At 37.2% G+C, this 17,023-nt stretch carries 19 protein-coding genes; 5 read left to right on the top strand and 14 right to left on the bottom strand.

Going from position 1 to position 17,023, the window contains the following annotated elements; translation table 11 throughout:
* Positions 1-52: 52 nt before the first annotated feature.
* The 5 genes from MKY06_RS07525 to MKY06_RS07505 all read right to left on the bottom strand — a co-directional run bounded on the left by MKY06_RS07525 (position 53) and on the right by MKY06_RS07505 (position 4,116).
* Positions 53-274 carry a spore germination protein gene (locus tag MKY06_RS07525; RefSeq protein ID WP_013056204.1) on the bottom strand — a complete coding sequence of 74 codons (222 nt, stop codon included), beginning with the start codon at positions 272-274 and terminating at the stop codon, positions 53-55.
* A gap of 84 nt (positions 275-358) precedes the next feature.
* Positions 359-1,213: a DUF1206 domain-containing protein gene (locus MKY06_RS07520; RefSeq protein WP_013056203.1), complete on the bottom strand. Its 855-nt coding sequence runs from the start codon at positions 1,211-1,213 to the stop codon at positions 359-361.
* Between the two features lie 35 nt (positions 1,214-1,248).
* Positions 1,249-2,751: a cardiolipin synthase gene (gene cls, locus MKY06_RS07515; RefSeq protein WP_013056202.1), complete on the bottom strand. Its 1,503-nt coding sequence runs from the start codon at positions 2,749-2,751 to the stop codon at positions 1,249-1,251.
* A 256-nt stretch (positions 2,752-3,007) separates the two neighbouring features.
* Positions 3,008-3,562 (bottom strand): hypothetical protein, encoded by a 555-nt coding sequence (locus tag MKY06_RS07510; protein WP_029324168.1) that lies wholly within the window; start codon positions 3,560-3,562, stop codon positions 3,008-3,010.
* Positions 3,563-3,720: 158 nt separating this feature from the next.
* Positions 3,721-4,116, bottom strand: a complete 396-nt coding sequence (locus MKY06_RS07505) for a ribosomal maturation YjgA family protein (RefSeq protein ID WP_029324167.1) — start codon at positions 4,114-4,116, stop codon at positions 3,721-3,723.
* A 223-nt stretch (positions 4,117-4,339) separates the two neighbouring features.
* Here MKY06_RS07505 and MKY06_RS07500 point away from each other — a divergent pair, with 223 nt between their 5' ends.
* The 3 genes from MKY06_RS07500 (at position 4,340) to MKY06_RS07490 (ending at position 7,242) form a co-directional block, all read left to right on the top strand.
* Positions 4,340-5,383 carry a fatty acid desaturase gene (locus MKY06_RS07500; protein WP_013056199.1) on the top strand — a complete coding sequence of 348 codons (1,044 nt, stop codon included), beginning with the start codon at positions 4,340-4,342 and terminating at the stop codon, positions 5,381-5,383.
* Positions 5,384-5,500: 117 nt separating this feature from the next.
* Complete coding sequence (locus MKY06_RS07495; RefSeq protein ID WP_013056198.1) at positions 5,501-6,643, top strand: sensor histidine kinase; 1,143 nt, start codon at positions 5,501-5,503, stop codon at positions 6,641-6,643.
* Positions 6,640-7,242, top strand: a complete 603-nt coding sequence (locus MKY06_RS07490) for a response regulator transcription factor (protein WP_013056197.1) — start codon at positions 6,640-6,642, stop codon at positions 7,240-7,242. Before MKY06_RS07495 ends, MKY06_RS07490 begins: the two co-directional genes overlap by 4 nt.
* Before the next feature lie 33 nt (positions 7,243-7,275).
* Here MKY06_RS07490 and MKY06_RS07485 read toward each other — a convergent pair whose 3' ends face one another.
* The 3 genes from MKY06_RS07485 to MKY06_RS07475 form a co-directional block, all read right to left on the bottom strand.
* A complete protein-coding gene (locus MKY06_RS07485; RefSeq protein ID WP_013056196.1) occupies positions 7,276-7,800 on the bottom strand; it encodes a cupin domain-containing protein in 525 nt (174 codons plus the stop codon).
* 127 nt (positions 7,801-7,927) lie between these two features.
* Entirely contained in the window at positions 7,928-8,110 is a 183-nt protein-coding gene (locus MKY06_RS07480) for a hypothetical protein (protein WP_029324165.1), read from the bottom strand.
* Positions 8,111-8,139: 29 nt separating this feature from the next.
* On the bottom strand, positions 8,140-8,457 hold the full coding sequence (locus MKY06_RS07475; RefSeq protein ID WP_013056195.1) for a hypothetical protein: 318 nt from the start codon (positions 8,455-8,457) through the stop codon (positions 8,140-8,142).
* A gap of 494 nt (positions 8,458-8,951) precedes the next feature.
* Between MKY06_RS07475 and MKY06_RS07470 the strand changes: the two genes are divergently transcribed.
* Positions 8,952-9,503, top strand: a complete 552-nt coding sequence (locus tag MKY06_RS07470; RefSeq protein ID WP_098526647.1) for a TVP38/TMEM64 family protein — start codon at positions 8,952-8,954, stop codon at positions 9,501-9,503.
* 88 nt (positions 9,504-9,591) lie between these two features.
* A complete protein-coding gene (locus tag MKY06_RS07465) occupies positions 9,592-9,894 on the top strand; it encodes a hypothetical protein (protein ID WP_029324163.1) in 303 nt (100 codons plus the stop codon).
* Between the two features lie 15 nt (positions 9,895-9,909).
* On the opposite strand, the gene MKY06_RS07460 is transcribed toward MKY06_RS07465, so the two are convergent.
* The 6 genes from MKY06_RS07460 to MKY06_RS07435 form a co-directional block, all read right to left on the bottom strand.
* Complete coding sequence (locus MKY06_RS07460; protein ID WP_029324162.1) at positions 9,910-12,678, bottom strand: bifunctional diguanylate cyclase/phosphodiesterase; 2,769 nt, start codon at positions 12,676-12,678, stop codon at positions 9,910-9,912.
* Positions 12,679-12,775: 97 nt separating this feature from the next.
* Positions 12,776-13,303 (bottom strand): GNAT family N-acetyltransferase, encoded by a 528-nt coding sequence (locus MKY06_RS07455; protein ID WP_098278648.1) that lies wholly within the window; start codon positions 13,301-13,303, stop codon positions 12,776-12,778.
* A 109-nt stretch (positions 13,304-13,412) separates the two neighbouring features.
* Positions 13,413-13,964 (bottom strand): hypothetical protein, encoded by a 552-nt coding sequence (locus tag MKY06_RS07450; protein ID WP_013056190.1) that lies wholly within the window; start codon positions 13,962-13,964, stop codon positions 13,413-13,415.
* A 341-nt stretch (positions 13,965-14,305) separates the two neighbouring features.
* Complete coding sequence (locus MKY06_RS07445) at positions 14,306-15,067, bottom strand: serine hydrolase (protein WP_223268926.1); 762 nt, start codon at positions 15,065-15,067, stop codon at positions 14,306-14,308.
* A gap of 14 nt (positions 15,068-15,081) precedes the next feature.
* Positions 15,082-16,089: an ABC transporter ATP-binding protein gene (locus MKY06_RS07440; protein WP_013056188.1), complete on the bottom strand. Its 1,008-nt coding sequence runs from the start codon at positions 16,087-16,089 to the stop codon at positions 15,082-15,084.
* 12 nt (positions 16,090-16,101) lie between these two features.
* Entirely contained in the window at positions 16,102-17,007 is a 906-nt protein-coding gene (locus MKY06_RS07435; RefSeq protein WP_013056187.1) for a C40 family peptidase, read from the bottom strand.
* Between the last annotated feature and the right edge of the window lie 16 nt (positions 17,008-17,023).

Raw genomic sequence — 17,023 nt, 5'->3', positions numbered from 1 at the left:
GTAAAATTCAAATAAAAAAGCTTACCGTCCGATGACGATAAGCTTTCGTTTCTTATGCATTTCCCACTACATTTTGATCCTTAATATCCATATCAATTGTATTAGCGGTACTGGAACTGCTTGTAATATTCATAAAATTCCCTGTGTTCCCGCTGCCAGAACCGACTGTTGTAAAAGCTGTACTTTTTGGCTTAATAGCCAGACAATCACCAAACTCCACTGAAGATGAAACCAATACATTCGAGATATTTACGGCTCCTACTACCGATGGCATCTGCCTCTCCTCCTGTTCATTATCTATCTGCTATATGATATGAGCAGAAGGCCAAAAAGTAGCTTTTTCATCTTTTTAATTTTATTAAGGATCAATTCGTTTATACCTTGATTCTGCAAACATATATACTCCGTATGCCATAAGCCCTATTGATACGATAGCCAGCAGTACAGACCCAAAAGGACGCTGTGCTACTTCAGCAAGGGCTCCATCTAACCCTTTCGTTTCGTCTGGATCCGCTTGAAGAGCCGTGCGAATAAGAAAGAAACCAATAATGCCAAAGACGATACTTCGAGCAATAATACCTACTTTTCCAATATGCCCGCTCCATCGCCACTCTTCTTTTGACATTTCGTTTTTCTTTAGTTTTTTTAGGAAGCGTCCTGAAAGAGCCCAATATACTTGTCCAATCCCAAAGATAATAACGCCGATACCTGTAAGCGCAATGATGGTTTGCCCAAAGGGATAAGATAACAACTTGGCCGATACCGTTTGATAATGCTTACCTGACGTATGAACGTGAGCATGAAGCAAAATTTTTACCGAACTCACACAAAGACTAATATAAAACGTGGCTACAACTAAATAGCCTAAACGAGTAAAAACGCCTTTTACCCCATGCCCAACGTGGTGAGGATCAAAAATAGCAGAAATGATTTGCCAAAACGCATATCCACTTAAACCTACTGCCAAAACAATTAAAATTAAAAATCCAAACGGCTGCTTTGCAATTGTGTGTAGGGCTCCTTGAGAAGTAACTAAATCGCCTTTTAATCCGAAAGCTGTCTGAATCGCTAATATACCGATGATAAAATAGACCACACCTTGAGCCACATGACCAAACCGTGAAAAACGCACGACAAATGGCTTAGTACGTTCTTTTAAGCGATGTAACTTTCGACCAAACGTATCTTTTTTAACAAATGGAGATTCACCCATACGTTTCCTCCTGCTTTTTGAAAACAAACTTTATTTTATAAAACACCTGAAAATAAGCGTGCAAATGACTCTTTCGAACGTTCTACTAAGCTTCGCTTGTAAAATGCTACTGGTTTGATCAAATGACTGTCTTCAATATCTTCTTCGTAATTTTTGATGAGCGTTTGAATCGTCTCTCCCTCAATTAAAAATGCATTAACTTCAAAGTTCAGATGAAAACTTCTCATATCCATATTTGCAGTACCGACCGAAGCCATATCTCCATCTATAATCACAATTTTTTGATGCAAAAACCCTTTTCTATACGAATATACTTCAATTCCACATCGAAGAAGTTCAGCAAAATATGACCTCGTTCCATATTGAGTCAGAAAGCCATCATTAATTTCTGGTACCATAATTCGTACCTCTACACCTTTTCTAGCCGCAATACGAAGGGCGGTTCTTATGGCTTCATTTGGAACAAAATAAGGGGTTGAAATCCAGATTGATTTCGTCGCGCTTGTAATCATAGTATAGTAATAATCACTCATATTTTCCTGCGTATCCGGCCCCGTCGCCACCACTTGCACAAAGCCTTCGCCTTCGACGGGATGAGGCTTTGTATATGCTTCATTGTTAATTAAGCATTCTCCAGAAACGTATTCCCAATCGAACATAAAGATTGAATGCAAGGTTTGAACAGATTCTCCTTTTAGCATCAGATGAGTATCTCTCCAAAAACCAATTTTTTTGTTTTTTCCTAGATACTCATCCCCAACATTCAATCCCCCTACAAAACCTACTTCCCCGTCAATTACGACTATTTTACGGTGGTTTCGAAAGTTAAATTTTTGATTAAAAAACCCATACTTAATAGGTAAGAAAGGATGCACTTTAATATTCGCTTTTTTCATTCGTTTAATATCTGAACCCGATAGTGTAAAGCTTCCCATTGTATCGAATGTAAAGCGCACTTCTATACCTTCGCTTGCTTTTTTTATTAAAATATCAATGATTTCTTTTCCTAGAGAATCTGAGTGAAACATATAGTATTCCATATGAATAAACTGTTTTGCTGATTGCAAATGCTTTTTGATTTCATTAAACGTTTCTTGCCCGTTCTTAAGGACGTAGGTTTTTGTATGAACATTCATCTTGGTCAAAGATACACATTGAAGATACTGAGCAAAGTAACGCTGATGAGATTGAAGCGGCGATAGATCAGGCGTCGTTTCTTTATCTGCCATCTTTCTAAGCATCTCTCGGTTATGCATACGCTTTTTTTTGAACATATGCCCCTTTAAATAGAGCTGTCCTGAATACAAATAAAAGAAAAAGCCTGCAACAGGGAAGAAAAAGAGGACATACATCCAAACCAACGTACTTTCAGGCGTTCGATTTTCAAGCATAAGTGAATACATACAAATGAAAATAATGACACCATATAATCCAACTAAGGCATACTTCCAATGAACATCAATAGAGGTAAAAAAGAAAGCATAAATGGAAAGTAAAATAATAAATAAAAAAATAAAGTCCAACCGGCGTTTTTTCATAAAAGCTCTCCTAAAAACAAACTGTATTGTATCACTTGTCTATCTTTCATATGAGGTAGTATATGGAATACACAGAATTCTTATCATGCATGCTACATAAAATGTACATATATTTGCACAAAAAGCAGTTTAGCCGCTTAAGCAACTAAACTGAACTACCTCAGACAAGCATCATTCATATACCTATACCCTGGATGGTAAAACAAAAACCTCCCTACGGGGAGGTTTTTTGTTTTACACGCATGACGATGTCTTTTTATGAGTTGGTATAACCGGACTCTTTTTCTTTTTTAGGCCAAACGAAATTAGAAAGAGATAATAAAAAATCAATTCCTACAATAACTGTCCAAAATTCCACTACATTTTGCAGCACGTTGGTTTTTCCATTTGGTACTATATACATCATCGCCGCTAAAAGAGCTGCTCCAATAGCGTAAGCAACAAGATGCTGTATCCATGACTTAAAATAATGCTTTGCATATTCTTTTCCATAGCGCCTACGAGGTTTCTCCCCGCTTTTTATCACATAATATTGAAAGCGTTCGTCTGCCCATTGAATCATACTTTTTCCAAAAGCGATCGAAATTCCAATATACACGGCTGCAATAGCGTGAGCATAGGTCGCTGTAGCACCTCGGTAAAGGTCTACACTCGTCACAATCAGAAGAAAAAAATCAACAACAGGTGTTAGAGCTAAAATAAAAAAACTGAGCTTTTGTTTTTTAAACATATACCTTGTTGCTAATCCTAAAATGATGACTATCCAAAAAGCGATTTCACATGCAATAATCATCCAGGCTATTAAATTCAAATAATCCCCTCTCTTCCTCTCGTTCAACGAATAGATAATTGGTTTTAAATAAAAAATTTTTATGCATAAGTTTATTTTTATGTATATACATCCTGCTTCATAACCTTACGGCTTATTCCATCCTCAGCTGAGTTCTAAGATTCGTTGAACCGTATTTGCTAGGCGGATCTTTTAAATCGATATCTATAATACTCCCAGCTCATTCCTGCCGCGACTCCAATCGAATAGGCTAGTATATCTCTCCATAAGAAGCCATACCCCAGAATGAGCCCTCCTAGCGCATTTTTTCTTATGTCATCAATCCACGGAGCGTGATACAGCTGTGTAAATTCAATGAAGTAACAAAACACTATAGCAAACATACCAATCGTTTTTGTCTTCCATGCAGGAAACAAAAAACCCGCACTGACAAAAATCATTAAGGCCCATAACGAATCTCCCGCATATATATTTACGATGTGAGGAAGATACGCGGTAAGTTTTCTTGATAAAAGGCCTGCTCCCATGATAACAATAGCTAGAAGCAGATATACCCATCTATTTCTTTTACTCATTTCAAACTCCTTTTTTCTTCTTAAATGCTCCGTAACAATAAGCCTTCACTGTATAATTTTATCAGAACCGAAGACTGTTAAATACCGCTTTTTTTCATTTTTTACAGCTTCCCCCTACGTATATATGACAAGTGTCATAGTTTCTATATGACACGTATGTCTTAAATAGTCAGAAAAATCCCTTTATACTGAGGGTAATATACGGTGATGAAAGGAATTTCATATGACTATACAAAAACAAAAGAATTTACGAAAACAAGTTGCACCTTTTGAAAAAGCAGTAATGAAAGACAGCATAAGACAATTGATCAATACTTTTTTACCTTTTTTCACACTGTGGTTTCTCGCTTATGAGAGCCTTTCAATTTCTTATTTTTTAGCATTTCCGCTAACTGTTATCGCAGCAGGGTTTTTAGTAAGAATATTCATTATTTTTCATGACTGTTGTCACTACTCTTTCTTTAAGAGTAGACAACACAATAAAATTCTCGGAACAATTACCGGTGTCTTAACGATGTTCCCTTACAGTCAATGGGGACATAGCCATGCAATTCACCATGCAACAAGCAGCAACTTAGATAAAAGAGGTACGGGTGACATTTGGGTGTTAACCGTAACAGAATATAAAGAAGCTTCTATTTGGAAAAAAATCGCTTACCGTATCTATCGCAACCCGTTCATTATGTTCGGCGTGGGACCTATATATGTATTTTTGATTACAAACCGATTCAATCAAAAAAATGCGAAGAAAAATGAAAGAATGAATACGTACCTTACAAATGTATTGATCGTTGCATTAGCGGCAGCGACCTGCTGGTTGGTAGGTTGGCAGGCGTTCCTATTAATTCAAGGACCGATTTTCTTCATTTCAGGTTCAATTGGAATTTGGCTGTTTTATGTACAGCACCAGTTTGAAGACTCTTATTTTGAAGAAGATGAGCACTGGGATTATGTAAAAGCAGCCGTTGAAGGAAGTTCATTTTACAAGCTTCCAAAACTATTGCAATGGCTAACAGGCAATATTGGGTTTCACCATGTACATCATTTAAGCCCAAGAGTGCCCAACTATAAGCTTGAAGCTGTTCATCAACACACACAGCCTCTTCAAAATGTACCAACCATTACACTCGCAACAAGTCTTCGCTCTCTTCGATTCCGTCTATGGGATGAAGAAAACAAAATGTTTGTGAGCTTTAAAGAAATAAAAACACGCTCAGCTGTACCAAAAGCAAGCAGAATGTCATCTCAAACAAAAGCAGAACTTTAATAAAACAAAACAGTCAAGCTTTCAAAAGCTTGACTGTTTTATCTATCCGTCTAAACTTATTTCATTCTACTTTGTGGTAAACTAATAGTGTATTTTAACAAGTAAACGAGGTTCTTTATGAAAAAATATACGTTTTTCCAAAAAATCACTGGGCTATCTCCTTACATATGGACGGTATTTGCCATTTTACCATTTTATTTTATCTTACAGTCTTCATCCATGAATCACATTATTGTTGGTTCGTTACTCACCATCTTATTTTTTATTTTCTATCGTTTTGCATTTGTTTCAACGGACAAGTCCGTTTACGTATGGACGGCTTTGTTAATCGTTATTTCCTTAGCCCTGACAACTATTTTCAATTATATTTACTTTGCCTTTTACTTTGCTTTTTTTATCGCTTATTTTATTGGAAATATCCAAAAACGGCTCGCTTTCTTTACTTTGTATGCTGTTCATTTAATTAGCACCGTTATTTCGGTAAACTTTAACGTTGTTATGCAAGAAGAGATCTTTTTAAAACAGCTGCCTTTCATTTTTGTAATTTCCATCAGTGTGATTGTACTGCCATTTAGCATTTATAATCGGAAGAAGCGAGACCGGCTGGAAGAACAGCTTGAAGATGCAAATAAACGTATTTCTGAGCTTGTAAAACAGGAAGAACGCCAGCGGATAGCTCGCGATCTGCACGATACGTTAGGACAAAAGCTGTCTCTTATCGGTCTAAAAAGTGATTTAGCAAGAAAACTTATTACAAAAGATCCTGAAAAAGCAAAATCAGAATTAAAAGATGTCCAGCAAACAGCGCGCACGGCTCTTAATGAAGTGAGAAACATGGTTTCTCAAATGCGTGGAATCCGCCTTAGTGAAGAACTAAAACGCGTTCAGGAGCTTTTAGAAGCTGCCGAAATTAAGTTTGTAGGAGAAGAAGCCATTTCATTAGAGAATGTGTCGTTGCTAATTGAAAATATTCTTAGCATGTGCTTAAAAGAAGCTGTAACCAATGTGGTCAAACATAGTCAAGCCACCGTTTGCACGATTACTTTACATCAGTCTGCAAAAGAAGTAGGCATAACGGTAGAAGACAATGGAGTTGGTATTAATACGAAGAAAACCTGCTGGAAAGGAAACGGTCTTTTAGGAATGAAAGAACGGCTGGAGTTTGTAAACGGCCATCTTGATATCTCCAGTCAAGGGGGGACGATTATTCATATTACAGTTCCAAACATCGTTAAACATATTAAGGAGGAACAATTATGATTCGAATTGTCATTGCCGAAGATCAGCAAATGATGTTAGGGGCTTTAGGCTCTTTGTTAAATTTAGAAGATGACATGGAAGTTGTCGGAAAAGCTTCAAATGGGGAACAAGCGGTATCACTTGCTAAGCAGCACCAGCCAGATATATGCGTAATGGATATCGAGATGCCTCTTAAAACTGGACTTGAAGCTGCAGAGGAACTGAAAGATTTAAACTGCAAAGTCATCATTTTGACAACGTTCGCTCGCTCCGGCTATTTTCAAAGAGCTTTGAAAGCAGGCGTAAGCGGATACTTACTAAAAGATAGTCCAAGTGAAGAACTCGCAAATTCCATTCGAAGCGTGATGGCAGGCAGGCGCCTCTATGCTCCAGAATTAGTGGATGACTTATATAGTGAATCTACCAGTCCTCTTACAGCTAGAGAGAAAGAAGTATTAGCTCTAGTAGCTGATGGAAAAAACACAAAAGAAATTGCTGACGAACTATCTATTAAGACTGGAACGGTGCGCAATTATATTTCTACCATTCTGGACAAACTCGAAGTAAAGAACCGCATTGAAGCCATTACTCGCTTTAAGGAAAAAGGCTGGTTCAAATGAAAAAAGCATGCATCAAACCGAGATGCATGCTTTTTAATCATTTGGCAATTTATCGTACCCTAATTTGTCGATGATCACAACATGCTCGGGGAATTCATCAAGCAGCTGCTGTTTTGTGAATAATTCAAAGTCACGGAAATCAAAACCTGGTGCGACCATGCATCCAACGAGAGAAAACGTATTCTCATTTGCCACAGAGGAACCAAAAATCGTATCTCTTGGAACTAAAAATTGAGGAACTTCTCCATTTTCTAAGTTTGTACCTAGTTTTACTTCTTGATAGGTTCCGTCGCGGTAAATAATATGAATGGTTAAAGGGCTTCCCCCATGATAGTACCATAGTTCATCTGATTGCAGCCGGTGGAAATGCGATACATCTTGAGACCTTAATAAAAAGTAAATACTCGTGTATAGAAATCGTTTATCATCAAACTGCGATGACACTTCTTTATCAGAAATTTCATCATTGGAGCGATAGGTTTGTTTATAAAACCCTCCTTCTGGATGAGGCTGAAGCTCGAGCTTTGAAATCCAATATTCCCACTTATGTAAATCCATTACGTTCCTTCCCTTCCTTTTTCTTTTATCATTAACTACATCATAGTAAATCATTCTTTCTAACACAACAAACGGCTTCATTATTCCATCAGGAAAAATGAAGCCGCTTACCACTGGTATCTTATCATTACATCCTACCCTTTCTGTTAGCACGGTTATATCTATACCTGCTAGAATGGCAGCGATGAAATAAATATGTCATATACAAATCTAACTGAAATCGATCTCCCTCAATGAAACATTGAAACGGCTGTTCTCTGCCTTGATCATTTTTTGCAGATGAACGCTGCTTAAATGGGACAATATTCATCTCTTTTCCCCCTCAGACAGATGTACTTTTTAGTGTAAATGCTGATGACAAACGTAATATTTTTTGATAAAAGTGAGGGCTGCCTGTGCATCTTGAATGCCAAGCTTTTTACAAACACCAGCTAACATGAGCAGTTTGTACATAACCAGCTTTTGATTATTTGTTGCCAGTACGTAATAAACAATCGTATTAGCAACTGCCCGCGGTAATCTTATTTTTTTCAACTCATATAGCGCAGCAGACGAAGACATGCCTGCTTCAGTTAAAATCTGCTCAGTTGTGTACGTCTCCAAATAGCGAGCAAGCTTTCTTTCTTTATCGTTAAATATACCTTTAGAATCGTTCATTTTCTCTCCCTCTGTTATTTTAATAATCCATTAAATGCTGCATTAATTAACCATAATGCAATAGCTCCCCCTGATAAATAAGTGCTGAGATAGAATAATAATTCCATATACCTCCCTCCCATTTCTATCTTACCCCTTCATTTTTCTAGCTGCAGTGATATTCATCACAGGTAAAAAGTGTATTGTTGAGCTACTGAATAGCTCCGCAAAAGAGCTCGTGAGAAAGATCTCACGAGCTGCTTAGTTAGCATTTTTATTTTCGGATAAAGCGTTTAAAAATCATAATAATTAATAATACAACTACAATAACAAGCAAAAATTTCAACATGAGTTGTCCATCCCTTCAAATCAGTAAATCATCTTTCATTAGTAAGTATTTACCCTGTTTCGTTTTTTATAAACTGCTTACCTACTTATTTCATGCCAAAAATTATATAATAGTAGAAAATCATCTAAAATAGCCCTACAAGTAAAACATAAATGGGAGTATAACCATGACTGACTATCTTCAAACATTTCTGCTTGAACATTTAGAAGCAGCTGAGTTTATCAGCATTCTCTTGAACATTCTTATTAGCATTACGGGCGTATTTCCAAGCGCACCCCTTACGTTCGTAAACGTAAAATTATTTGGTTTTTGGAACGGATTTTTACTTTCTTTTATTGGAGAAGTTTTAGGTGCAGCTCTCTCTTTTTGGCTGTATCGAAAAGGTTTCCGTACACTTGTTCATACAAAAACACCTTCTCACTCCAAGTCGCTAAAGCTGCTGCGCGTACAAGGGAAAGAGAGTTTTATATTGATTCTTTCTTTGCGTTTACTTCCCTTTGTTCCATCAGGCCTCATTACATTCTTCAGCGCTGTAGGAAAAGGCTCCTTTGCCGTATTCATTTCTGCTAGCGCACTTGGAAAAATTCCAGCGCTTTTTATTGAAGTTTATTCGGTTTATCATATTTCACAAGGATCTATGCAAGGCAAAATCTTTTTAATGGTTTTATCCATCATTTTACTTTTTTATATAAGTAAAAAATGGAAGAAAAAAGCTTAACAGACTATAAAAAGGGAAGACTATCTAAAAATAAGCAAAAACATTATCGTATGTAACTGTAATAAGATAACGTATTGGAGATGGTCCATTGATTTTTCTGTTAGTTTCTGGAAGTATTATTATTCCTATTATCATGCTCTTTTTCTCACTCAAATGGAAAGGAGCAGAGCCAGTTTTTAATACGCTAGCCCTTCTTTCAGCGCTAGTATTTGGAAATATAGCTGCTGCTTCTATCTATCGTATCTTAAAAAACCATACTGTTTTTATGACGAGCATTCATGCAATCTTTTTAAATTCAGCTTTTTTATTAACCGGTGCATACCTTGGAATCTATGTATTGTATAAACTGTTAGCTCTGACCTTAAATGTAAAAAGCCGTTCTTTTAAATAAGAACGGCTTTTTACATTAATGAACAAATTCCATTTTCTCTTCGATTTTATGAAATTTCTCATAAAATTCCTCCGCTGAAATCGGTTTGGAGAAATAGTATCCCTGCACCTCATCACATTTTTCTTTATGAAGAAGTTCTACTTGTTCAACTTCTTCTACACCTTCTGCTACGACGGATAGCTGCAAACTTTTGGCTAGTGTAATAATGGCTCTGACAATCGATACTTCCGTTGTATTAGGATCTAAATCTTTAATAAAAGACCGGTCAATTTTCAGCGTATGAATAGGTAGCTTCTGAATATAGCTGAACGAGGAGTATCCTGAGCCAAAATCATCAATCGAAATAAATACTCCTGCATCTTTTAAGATTTGTAGCTTTTCGATTGTTTGCTCAACATGCTTCATCGTTACACTTTCTGTAATTTCAAGTTCTAAATATCGTGATTCTAACTCTACTTCACGCAAGACACCTAACACATAATCAACAAAATCAGTTGTACCAAAATCAACGCTTGATATGTTCACACTCATTTTTAAGGGAGGAAGTCCTTGAAGCTGCCAATACTTATTTTGATGGCACGCTTTTTTTAATACCCATTTCGTCAGTGTAACAATAACGCCTGTTTCTTCAGCAATCGGAATAAATTCTGCGGGAGAAATGACGCCCATCTCGGCATGAGTCCACCGGATTAAAGCCTCCACTCCAACAATATGGCCACTTTGAATATTGACTTTCGGCTGATAGTGAAGCTCCATTTCGCCCAGCTCAAAAGCCTTGCGTAACCCATCTTCAATTCTCATTCGTCGCGTAGTATGAACCTGCATTTCTTTTTGATAAAACAGATAATGATTACGCCCTTGTTTTTTGACTTCGTACATCGCTAAATCAGCATGGCGAACTAGCACTTCAAGCAACTTTCCATCTTTAGGAAATAAACTAACTCCGATGCTTACCCCTAAATAAACATCTCTCGATAGCACTACAAAAGGAGTGGATAAGCAGTCATTTAATGATTGACAGATTTTTTTCACTTCTTCATCAGTCCTATCATGCAGTAAAACTAAAAACTCATCTCCTCCAAAACGCGAAAGCACATCTTGGTTTCTTAGGCAGCTCTTCATTCGATCAACAACCTGAAGCATAAGCTGATCTCCAGCATGATGACCAAGCGTGTCATTTACCTGTTTGAAACGATCTAGGTCTAAAAATAAGAAATGAAGCTTTTTTCCTGAAGTAGCTGCTGAATCAATGGATTTCTCTACAATGCTTGAAAACATACTTCGATTTGGTAAATCTGTTAGCATATCGTGAAAAGCCATGTATTGAAGCGATTCTTGAGCTTTTTTCTGTTCCGTTACATCTCTAGTTACTGTCTGAAAAAGCGTCTCTCCATTAATTTGAATGAGCGTAGATTTTACTTCTAAGAAGAGTTCCTTACCTAACGCATTAAACATTTTCAACTGAGCTAATGGAGATCTTGGCTCATCTTTTCTATCCTTTACTGCCTTCAACCCTTTTTTAATATCAGGAACTTGTTCAGATGAAAAGAAATCATATAACGATTTACCAACGAGCTGGTCTTCCGTTACTCCTAAAAGCTGAATCATAGCATCATTCACAGACACGACCTCTTCTTCTCGATGGACCATAATTGCCAATGGAGAGGAGTAAAACAAGTTTTCATAGCGATTTTTTGCTTCAATCAACGTTTTTTCCGCTTCGCGCTCTTGCGTCATATTGCGGATATACAGCATATACTCAACCGTCTCTTCAATTCCTACCGCCATCACCGTTATCTCAACCGTAACTTCTCTATTACTTATCAAAAGGGAGTGCTCAGTTCGTCCATCTTGTAGAGAAGAAAATTCATAGAAGGGCAGCAGCTTAACAACATTACTCCCGATTACATCTGATGCTTTAAGAGAGAAAAGCGTTTCCGCTGCATAATTGAGCGATAAAACATGTCTTTTTTCATCGATTACCAAAATAGCATCCAGGGCGGATTCAAAAAAAGCCCATTTTAAAACTTCTTGTTTTTGTACGCGTCGATCCATAAAAATGGTTAAAAACACAGCCGTAAATAGGCAGACAATAAAAAAAACAATAACGACGGATAAATATATTGGATTTAAGGCAAAGCCGTTTGAGTGTTCAGATATTGACATTCCTGAAAAAGAAGCTGCCTGCATGCCCGTATAGTGCATACCTGCAATAGCAATGCCCATAATAGTAGAACAAATAACCTTAGCAAAAACGGTAAGCTTCCCTTCATTTAGCTTTGAATAAAAACCAAGCCACAAAGCTGTATTAGAAGCAACAACAGCAATAAGAATAGAGAGAAAAACGATAAATGGATCATATGAAATCATAATTGGCTCCATAGCCATCATGCCCAAATAGTGCATAAAAACAATTCCAGCTCCCATAAAGCTCCCTGCAATGATAAGTGCTTTTATACTTTTCTTTTGTTTGTGAATGAGGTAGAGGCCTATATAACATCCCGTTATCGCTCCCAAAATTGAGAGAAGAACAAACCATAAATTATATGAAACATCTACGGGCAAGTGAAAAGCAAGCATGGCGATAAAATGCATTGACCAAATGCCTATTCCCAATGTAAATGCCCCGCTGATTAACCAAAACTGAATAAATTTTGCCCGGGAAATTTTCACACGATTAGCTAACCCAAAAGAAGCGTACGCCGCAGTAATAGCGATAAGGAAAGAGAGTGTAACGAGTAACTCATTGTACGTCCCTTCTAGTAAATGTGTATGATGATTCATTCATGACCTTCCTTCAATTCGTTCTTTTCTTTGTTATCGGTTAAGGCCTAAAAATATTTACTATTTCAAAAGAACTTATGCAGAACTTATGCTTGATTTACTTCTTACCTTTTGAACGTCCTGACAATATCGCGCTCACTTTTTCCTTGTTGACGGTGTATAAACAAGTACAATCATCTGACTCATACTCCTCTTCTAGTTGAAACGAAAATTTTTTTAAAAGAGTAATTGAATCTTTATTATTAGGATCAACTTTTGCTTCAATTTCTTGTATATGAAACTCTTCAAAAGCTTTTTCTAGCAAAAGGCAGAGCGCTTCTGTCATGAGGCCTTTTTTCCAAAAAGGTTTGCCTAAATCATACCCAATCTCTGCTTGCTTTTTAACATAATCAATACGGTTTAGACCGCAGGTTCCAATGATCTCATCGGAAGTCTTTAATCGAATAGCATAGCGTGTTGCTTTCCCTTCTTTCGTCAAACTTTGGAGAAGTGCAATCATGCTTTCCGCTTGATAAAGCGTCGTAAAGGGCTCAATATTCATATATCTAGTAACCTCTTCATCCGACCAATATGCAAAAACTTTAGAAGCATCTTTTTTTTGAAGAGGAGATAAATATACCCTCATCTATGTTCTCCCTCCTTTTGGTGAATGATGGAGCAAGACATTTTCATCTGCGCCTCTTTCACATCTTAAAAAATCTCACATGGTGCACGGAACATGTGAGATTTGACATTTAACTATTCTTTGATTGTGCATCGCGCAGCTGCGTATATAAACGATTAATTGCTACAGTCATTGACTGTTCATAGGAATGATGATCATAATAAACCGCTATATTTTTTAACATTTCATACGTTTGATGATCAAGCTGCACCTCAAGCGTAATTTTTTCGTCAATTGTTGCTGTTTGCAAATGATGAGGCAAGTCCTCTTTTGTAGACACTTGCTCTGCAATATGAATTGCTTCTTCTACTGTTTCAATTCGGCCGTACTGATGCACCCATCTTCTGCCCATTTCAATCGTATCTTTTACAAACTGACGATTGGTAATGGTATCTTTAATATTAAATTGATGATCTGCCACATATACAGATTGATACAAGATTACACTGATCACTTCGTCTTTTAAATTTAATTTTCTCAGCTCATCAATTAAATCCGCTATATATTTAGGTAATGGACTAAATGTCCCTCGCACTTCCTTAATTAAATCCATGGCAATGGATTCAGTTGAATTGCGTTTAAATGCTTTTATAATATCTATCATTACATGTTCGTTTGCCATACATACACCACCATTTATGAATCGAATAATTTCATGCTCCTTGCTGCTTTGCATAGACATTCACTATTCGTTTAAAATATATACTATTATTCTATTATATAAAAAATACGAATAAGTTGGTATAGGATGAATGATTTATCATTATTTTTTCATAAAATTTCATGAAAAAGAACATGTTTATCTATTACTAGCACAAATCCAGCACAGCAAACAACGGCCTCGCCAAAATCTGAGAAGACAAGCATTTATTATTAGTAAATGTGAGTTTTTCTTTGATAGAAGACATTAAATAAAAGGGAGCAAACCAATCTCGCTTATTGAAGTATATGGTCAAAAGATTTTTAGATGTTAGATGACAGAAGGTATCCAATATCAGCAATTAATCTCCTTCCCTGTTCATTGTCACTTAGTCCATCTATCAAAACAACGGCATAATACGTTTCGTTACCTCGCATGAGAATAGCACTATCATGTTCTGCTCCCTGTAGTTCTCCAGTCTTATTCGCAGCTTGAAACGCTGATCCTATACGTGCTGGAAGCTTATGCTGAAACTGCTGCATTTCTAACATTCTCATTATTTTTTCGCGACTAGATTTTTGCAAAAGGTTTCCTTCATATATTTCCCTTAAACACTTTACTACGTCAGAGGCACACGTATAATTATCAATCCCTTTTTCAACAGCGATTTCGTCCATCATATAGCGGTTTAAAACAGTTTTCTTTAATCCTAGATTTTTAGCACATTCGTTAATTTTTTCAAATCCTACTAAAGAAATGAGCTCATTTGTAGCTGTGTTGTCAGAAACAATTATCATAAGGGTAAGCAGCTCTTCCACTTTAATATGTGTTAACCGCGGAAGAGCTCTAAGTACACCTGCTCCACCAACCGTGTTTTTTTCCATTCTTTGAATGACAGATGTTAAAGCCAAGATGCCCTCATCAATTTGACGAAACGCTTCTATTGCAAGCAGCAGCTTGATTGTACTTGCTGCTCGTTGTTGGATAAAAGAATTAATCTGTATGGATTCTTTTCCTTCAATATGAATACGTATAAGTCCATTATTACTCCGCTTCCATGTAGTAACTGCATCTTCTATTTTCATTCTCGCTCTTTCCATCATTTTGTCGCAGCTGTTTCAATATAGTTGTTACTCATTATCTTTTGATTGTATAAGTGACAGGCTACAAAGTGATTGTCTTCAACTTCCTGCCACTCTGGCTTTTGAGTCTTACAGGCTGCTACTGCAAGAGGACAGCGCGTATTAAACACGCAGCCAGAGGGCGGGTTAATTGGACTCGGTAATTCTCCTTTAAGAACAATCCGCTTCCGATTATCCTCAACGTCAGGATCAGGGATAGGAATAGCTGACAGTAGAGCTTGAGTGTAAGGGTGAAGCGGTTTTTGATACAGCTCCGAACTTGTTGTTAATTCTACTAAATGCCCTAAATACATAACTCCAATACGATTGCTTATATGCTTTACCATCGACAAGTCATGTGCAATAAATAAATAAGTTAATCCTTTTTCTTTTTGGAGTTTTTTTAATAAATTAACTACTTGAGCCTGTACAGACACATCTAAAGCAGAAATAGGTTCGTCTGCAATAATGCATTCTGGATTTAGTGCTAAAGCTCTTGCAATCCCTATACGCTGGCGCTGCCCGCCGCTGAATTCATGAGGATAGCGATTGGCATGATCACGATTTAGCCCGACATCTTCTAGCAACTCATACACGCGGTTCAGCATCTCTTTTTTATTCGAATAAAGTCCGTGAACCTCCATTGGTTCTGAGATAATCTCCTTCACGGTAGAACGAGGGTTTAGTGAAGCATATGGATCTTGAAAAATCATTTGCATATTACGATGAAAAGCAAATTTTTCTTTCTCTGATAGCTCATGCACGTTTTTCCCTTTATAAAGCACCTCTCCTGATGTACGGTTATACAATCCAATGATTGTTCGCCCGGCAGTTGATTTTCCGCAGCCGGATTCACCAACAAGTCCAAAGGTTTCTCCTTTTGAAATATGAAAAGACACGCCGTCTACTGCTTTCAAAACCTGCTTATTCGTAATCGGAAAATATTTGCTCAGCTGCTTTACTTCTAACAAATGCTTCGTTGTCATAACTGCCACCTCCTAATAATAGCGCCGGGCTGCGCACAGCTCTTCTTCATAAAGCGTTCCTTTTAATTCAATCAGTTCAACGGTTTTACCTGTTTTAGGTGAATGAAGCATTTTTCCTTTACCATAATAAATACCAACATGGTGGATAGCCCCTTCACCTTTTTCATGAGCGAAAAACAGCAAATCTCCAGGTTGAATAGAGGCTAACCCTACTTCTTTTCCTTGCCTTGCTTGATCGGTTGCATCTCTTGGAATAAGATATCCGTTTGCTTTATGAGTAGCATAGGCAAACCCGGAACAATCATATCCCCAGGCACTCATGCCACCCCATAAATATGGAAGATTCAAAAACTGTTCTCCTGCTGCAATAATCATATCCCCAGTTCCTTTTACTTTACGGTTTCTATCCTCTATTACAACAGCATCTTGACGTTTTATTCTCCCACTGCCAACCGGCGTTTGAACTTGTAGCCATTCTTTATCTTCTTTTAAAAGAGGCAGCTGCGTTTGATAACTAATTTGCAAGGCTTCTTCCGCTAGGTGCAGGGTCGCAATCGTTGCTGATACCACTGCCGTTGGTTTATTCAATGGAAAATATTCGGCTTGAGAAATCAGTTGGTGGAAAGGAACCCACCCGGGATATCCTCTTTCATCTTTAGAAGAAAACTGAGAAGGAATAACGATTTTTGCCCATTTACCTTTCATTTCCGTTACATATACTTCTTCTCCTAGTAACAGCTGCGTTTGAACTAAATTTTTCTCACAAAGCTCCAACCGGCGTGTATACGTTAATTGTTCTAGCCATTTATCCAGTTTTACTGGGAAACTTATTGCATTGTCATCTATTTCTCTGCTAGAGTCATAGGAAGTCCAAACAGTCGCCACAGCTACACAAACGTAATACGCTTTTTTATCCATCACTTATTTATCCTCC

The sequence above is a fragment of the Priestia sp. FSL P4-0332 genome (assembly GCF_038005845.1).
GTDB lineage: Bacteria > Bacillota > Bacilli > Bacillales > Bacillaceae_H > Priestia.
The sequence above is the reverse complement of the archived record's forward strand: the minus strand, read 5'-3'. Positions and strand labels throughout refer to the sequence as shown.

What these genes read in the sequence shown, in the direction of transcription:
- MKY06_RS07525 (WP_013056204.1), bottom strand. Translation starts at nt 274, where the DNA reads ATGCCATCGGTAGTAGGAGCCGTAAATATCTCGAATGTATTGGTTTCA.
- MKY06_RS07520 (WP_013056203.1), bottom strand. Translation starts at nt 1,213, where the DNA reads ATGGGTGAATCTCCATTTGTTAAAAAAGATACGTTTGGTCGAAAGTTA.
- cls (WP_013056202.1), bottom strand. Translation starts at nt 2,751, where the DNA reads ATGAAAAAACGCCGGTTGGACTTTATTTTTTTATTTATTATTTTACTT.
- MKY06_RS07505 (WP_029324167.1), bottom strand. Translation starts at nt 4,116, where the DNA reads ATGAGTAAAAGAAATAGATGGGTATATCTGCTTCTAGCTATTGTTATC.
- MKY06_RS07500 (WP_013056199.1), top strand. Translation starts at nt 4,340, where the DNA reads ATGACTATACAAAAACAAAAGAATTTACGAAAACAAGTTGCACCTTTT.
- MKY06_RS07495 (WP_013056198.1), top strand. Translation starts at nt 5,501, where the DNA reads ATGAAAAAATATACGTTTTTCCAAAAAATCACTGGGCTATCTCCTTAC.
- MKY06_RS07490 (WP_013056197.1), top strand. Translation starts at nt 6,640, where the DNA reads ATGATTCGAATTGTCATTGCCGAAGATCAGCAAATGATGTTAGGGGCT.
- MKY06_RS07485 (WP_013056196.1), bottom strand. Translation starts at nt 7,800, where the DNA reads ATGGATTTACATAAGTGGGAATATTGGATTTCAAAGCTCGAGCTTCAG.
- MKY06_RS07480 (WP_029324165.1), bottom strand. Translation starts at nt 8,110, where the DNA reads ATGAATATTGTCCCATTTAAGCAGCGTTCATCTGCAAAAAATGATCAA.
- MKY06_RS07475 (WP_013056195.1), bottom strand. Translation starts at nt 8,457, where the DNA reads ATGAACGATTCTAAAGGTATATTTAACGATAAAGAAAGAAAGCTTGCT.
- MKY06_RS07470 (WP_098526647.1), top strand. Translation starts at nt 8,952, where the DNA reads ATGACTGACTATCTTCAAACATTTCTGCTTGAACATTTAGAAGCAGCT.
- MKY06_RS07460 (WP_029324162.1), bottom strand. Translation starts at nt 12,678, where the DNA reads ATGAATCATCATACACATTTACTAGAAGGGACGTACAATGAGTTACTC.
- MKY06_RS07455 (WP_098278648.1), bottom strand. Translation starts at nt 13,303, where the DNA reads ATGAGGGTATATTTATCTCCTCTTCAAAAAAAAGATGCTTCTAAAGTT.
- MKY06_RS07450 (WP_013056190.1), bottom strand. Translation starts at nt 13,964, where the DNA reads ATGGCAAACGAACATGTAATGATAGATATTATAAAAGCATTTAAACGC.
- MKY06_RS07445 (WP_223268926.1), bottom strand. Translation starts at nt 15,067, where the DNA reads ATGAAAATAGAAGATGCAGTTACTACATGGAAGCGGAGTAATAATGGA.
- MKY06_RS07440 (WP_013056188.1), bottom strand. Translation starts at nt 16,089, where the DNA reads ATGACAACGAAGCATTTGTTAGAAGTAAAGCAGCTGAGCAAATATTTT.
- MKY06_RS07435 (WP_013056187.1), bottom strand. Translation starts at nt 17,007, where the DNA reads ATGGATAAAAAAGCGTATTACGTTTGTGTAGCTGTGGCGACTGTTTGG.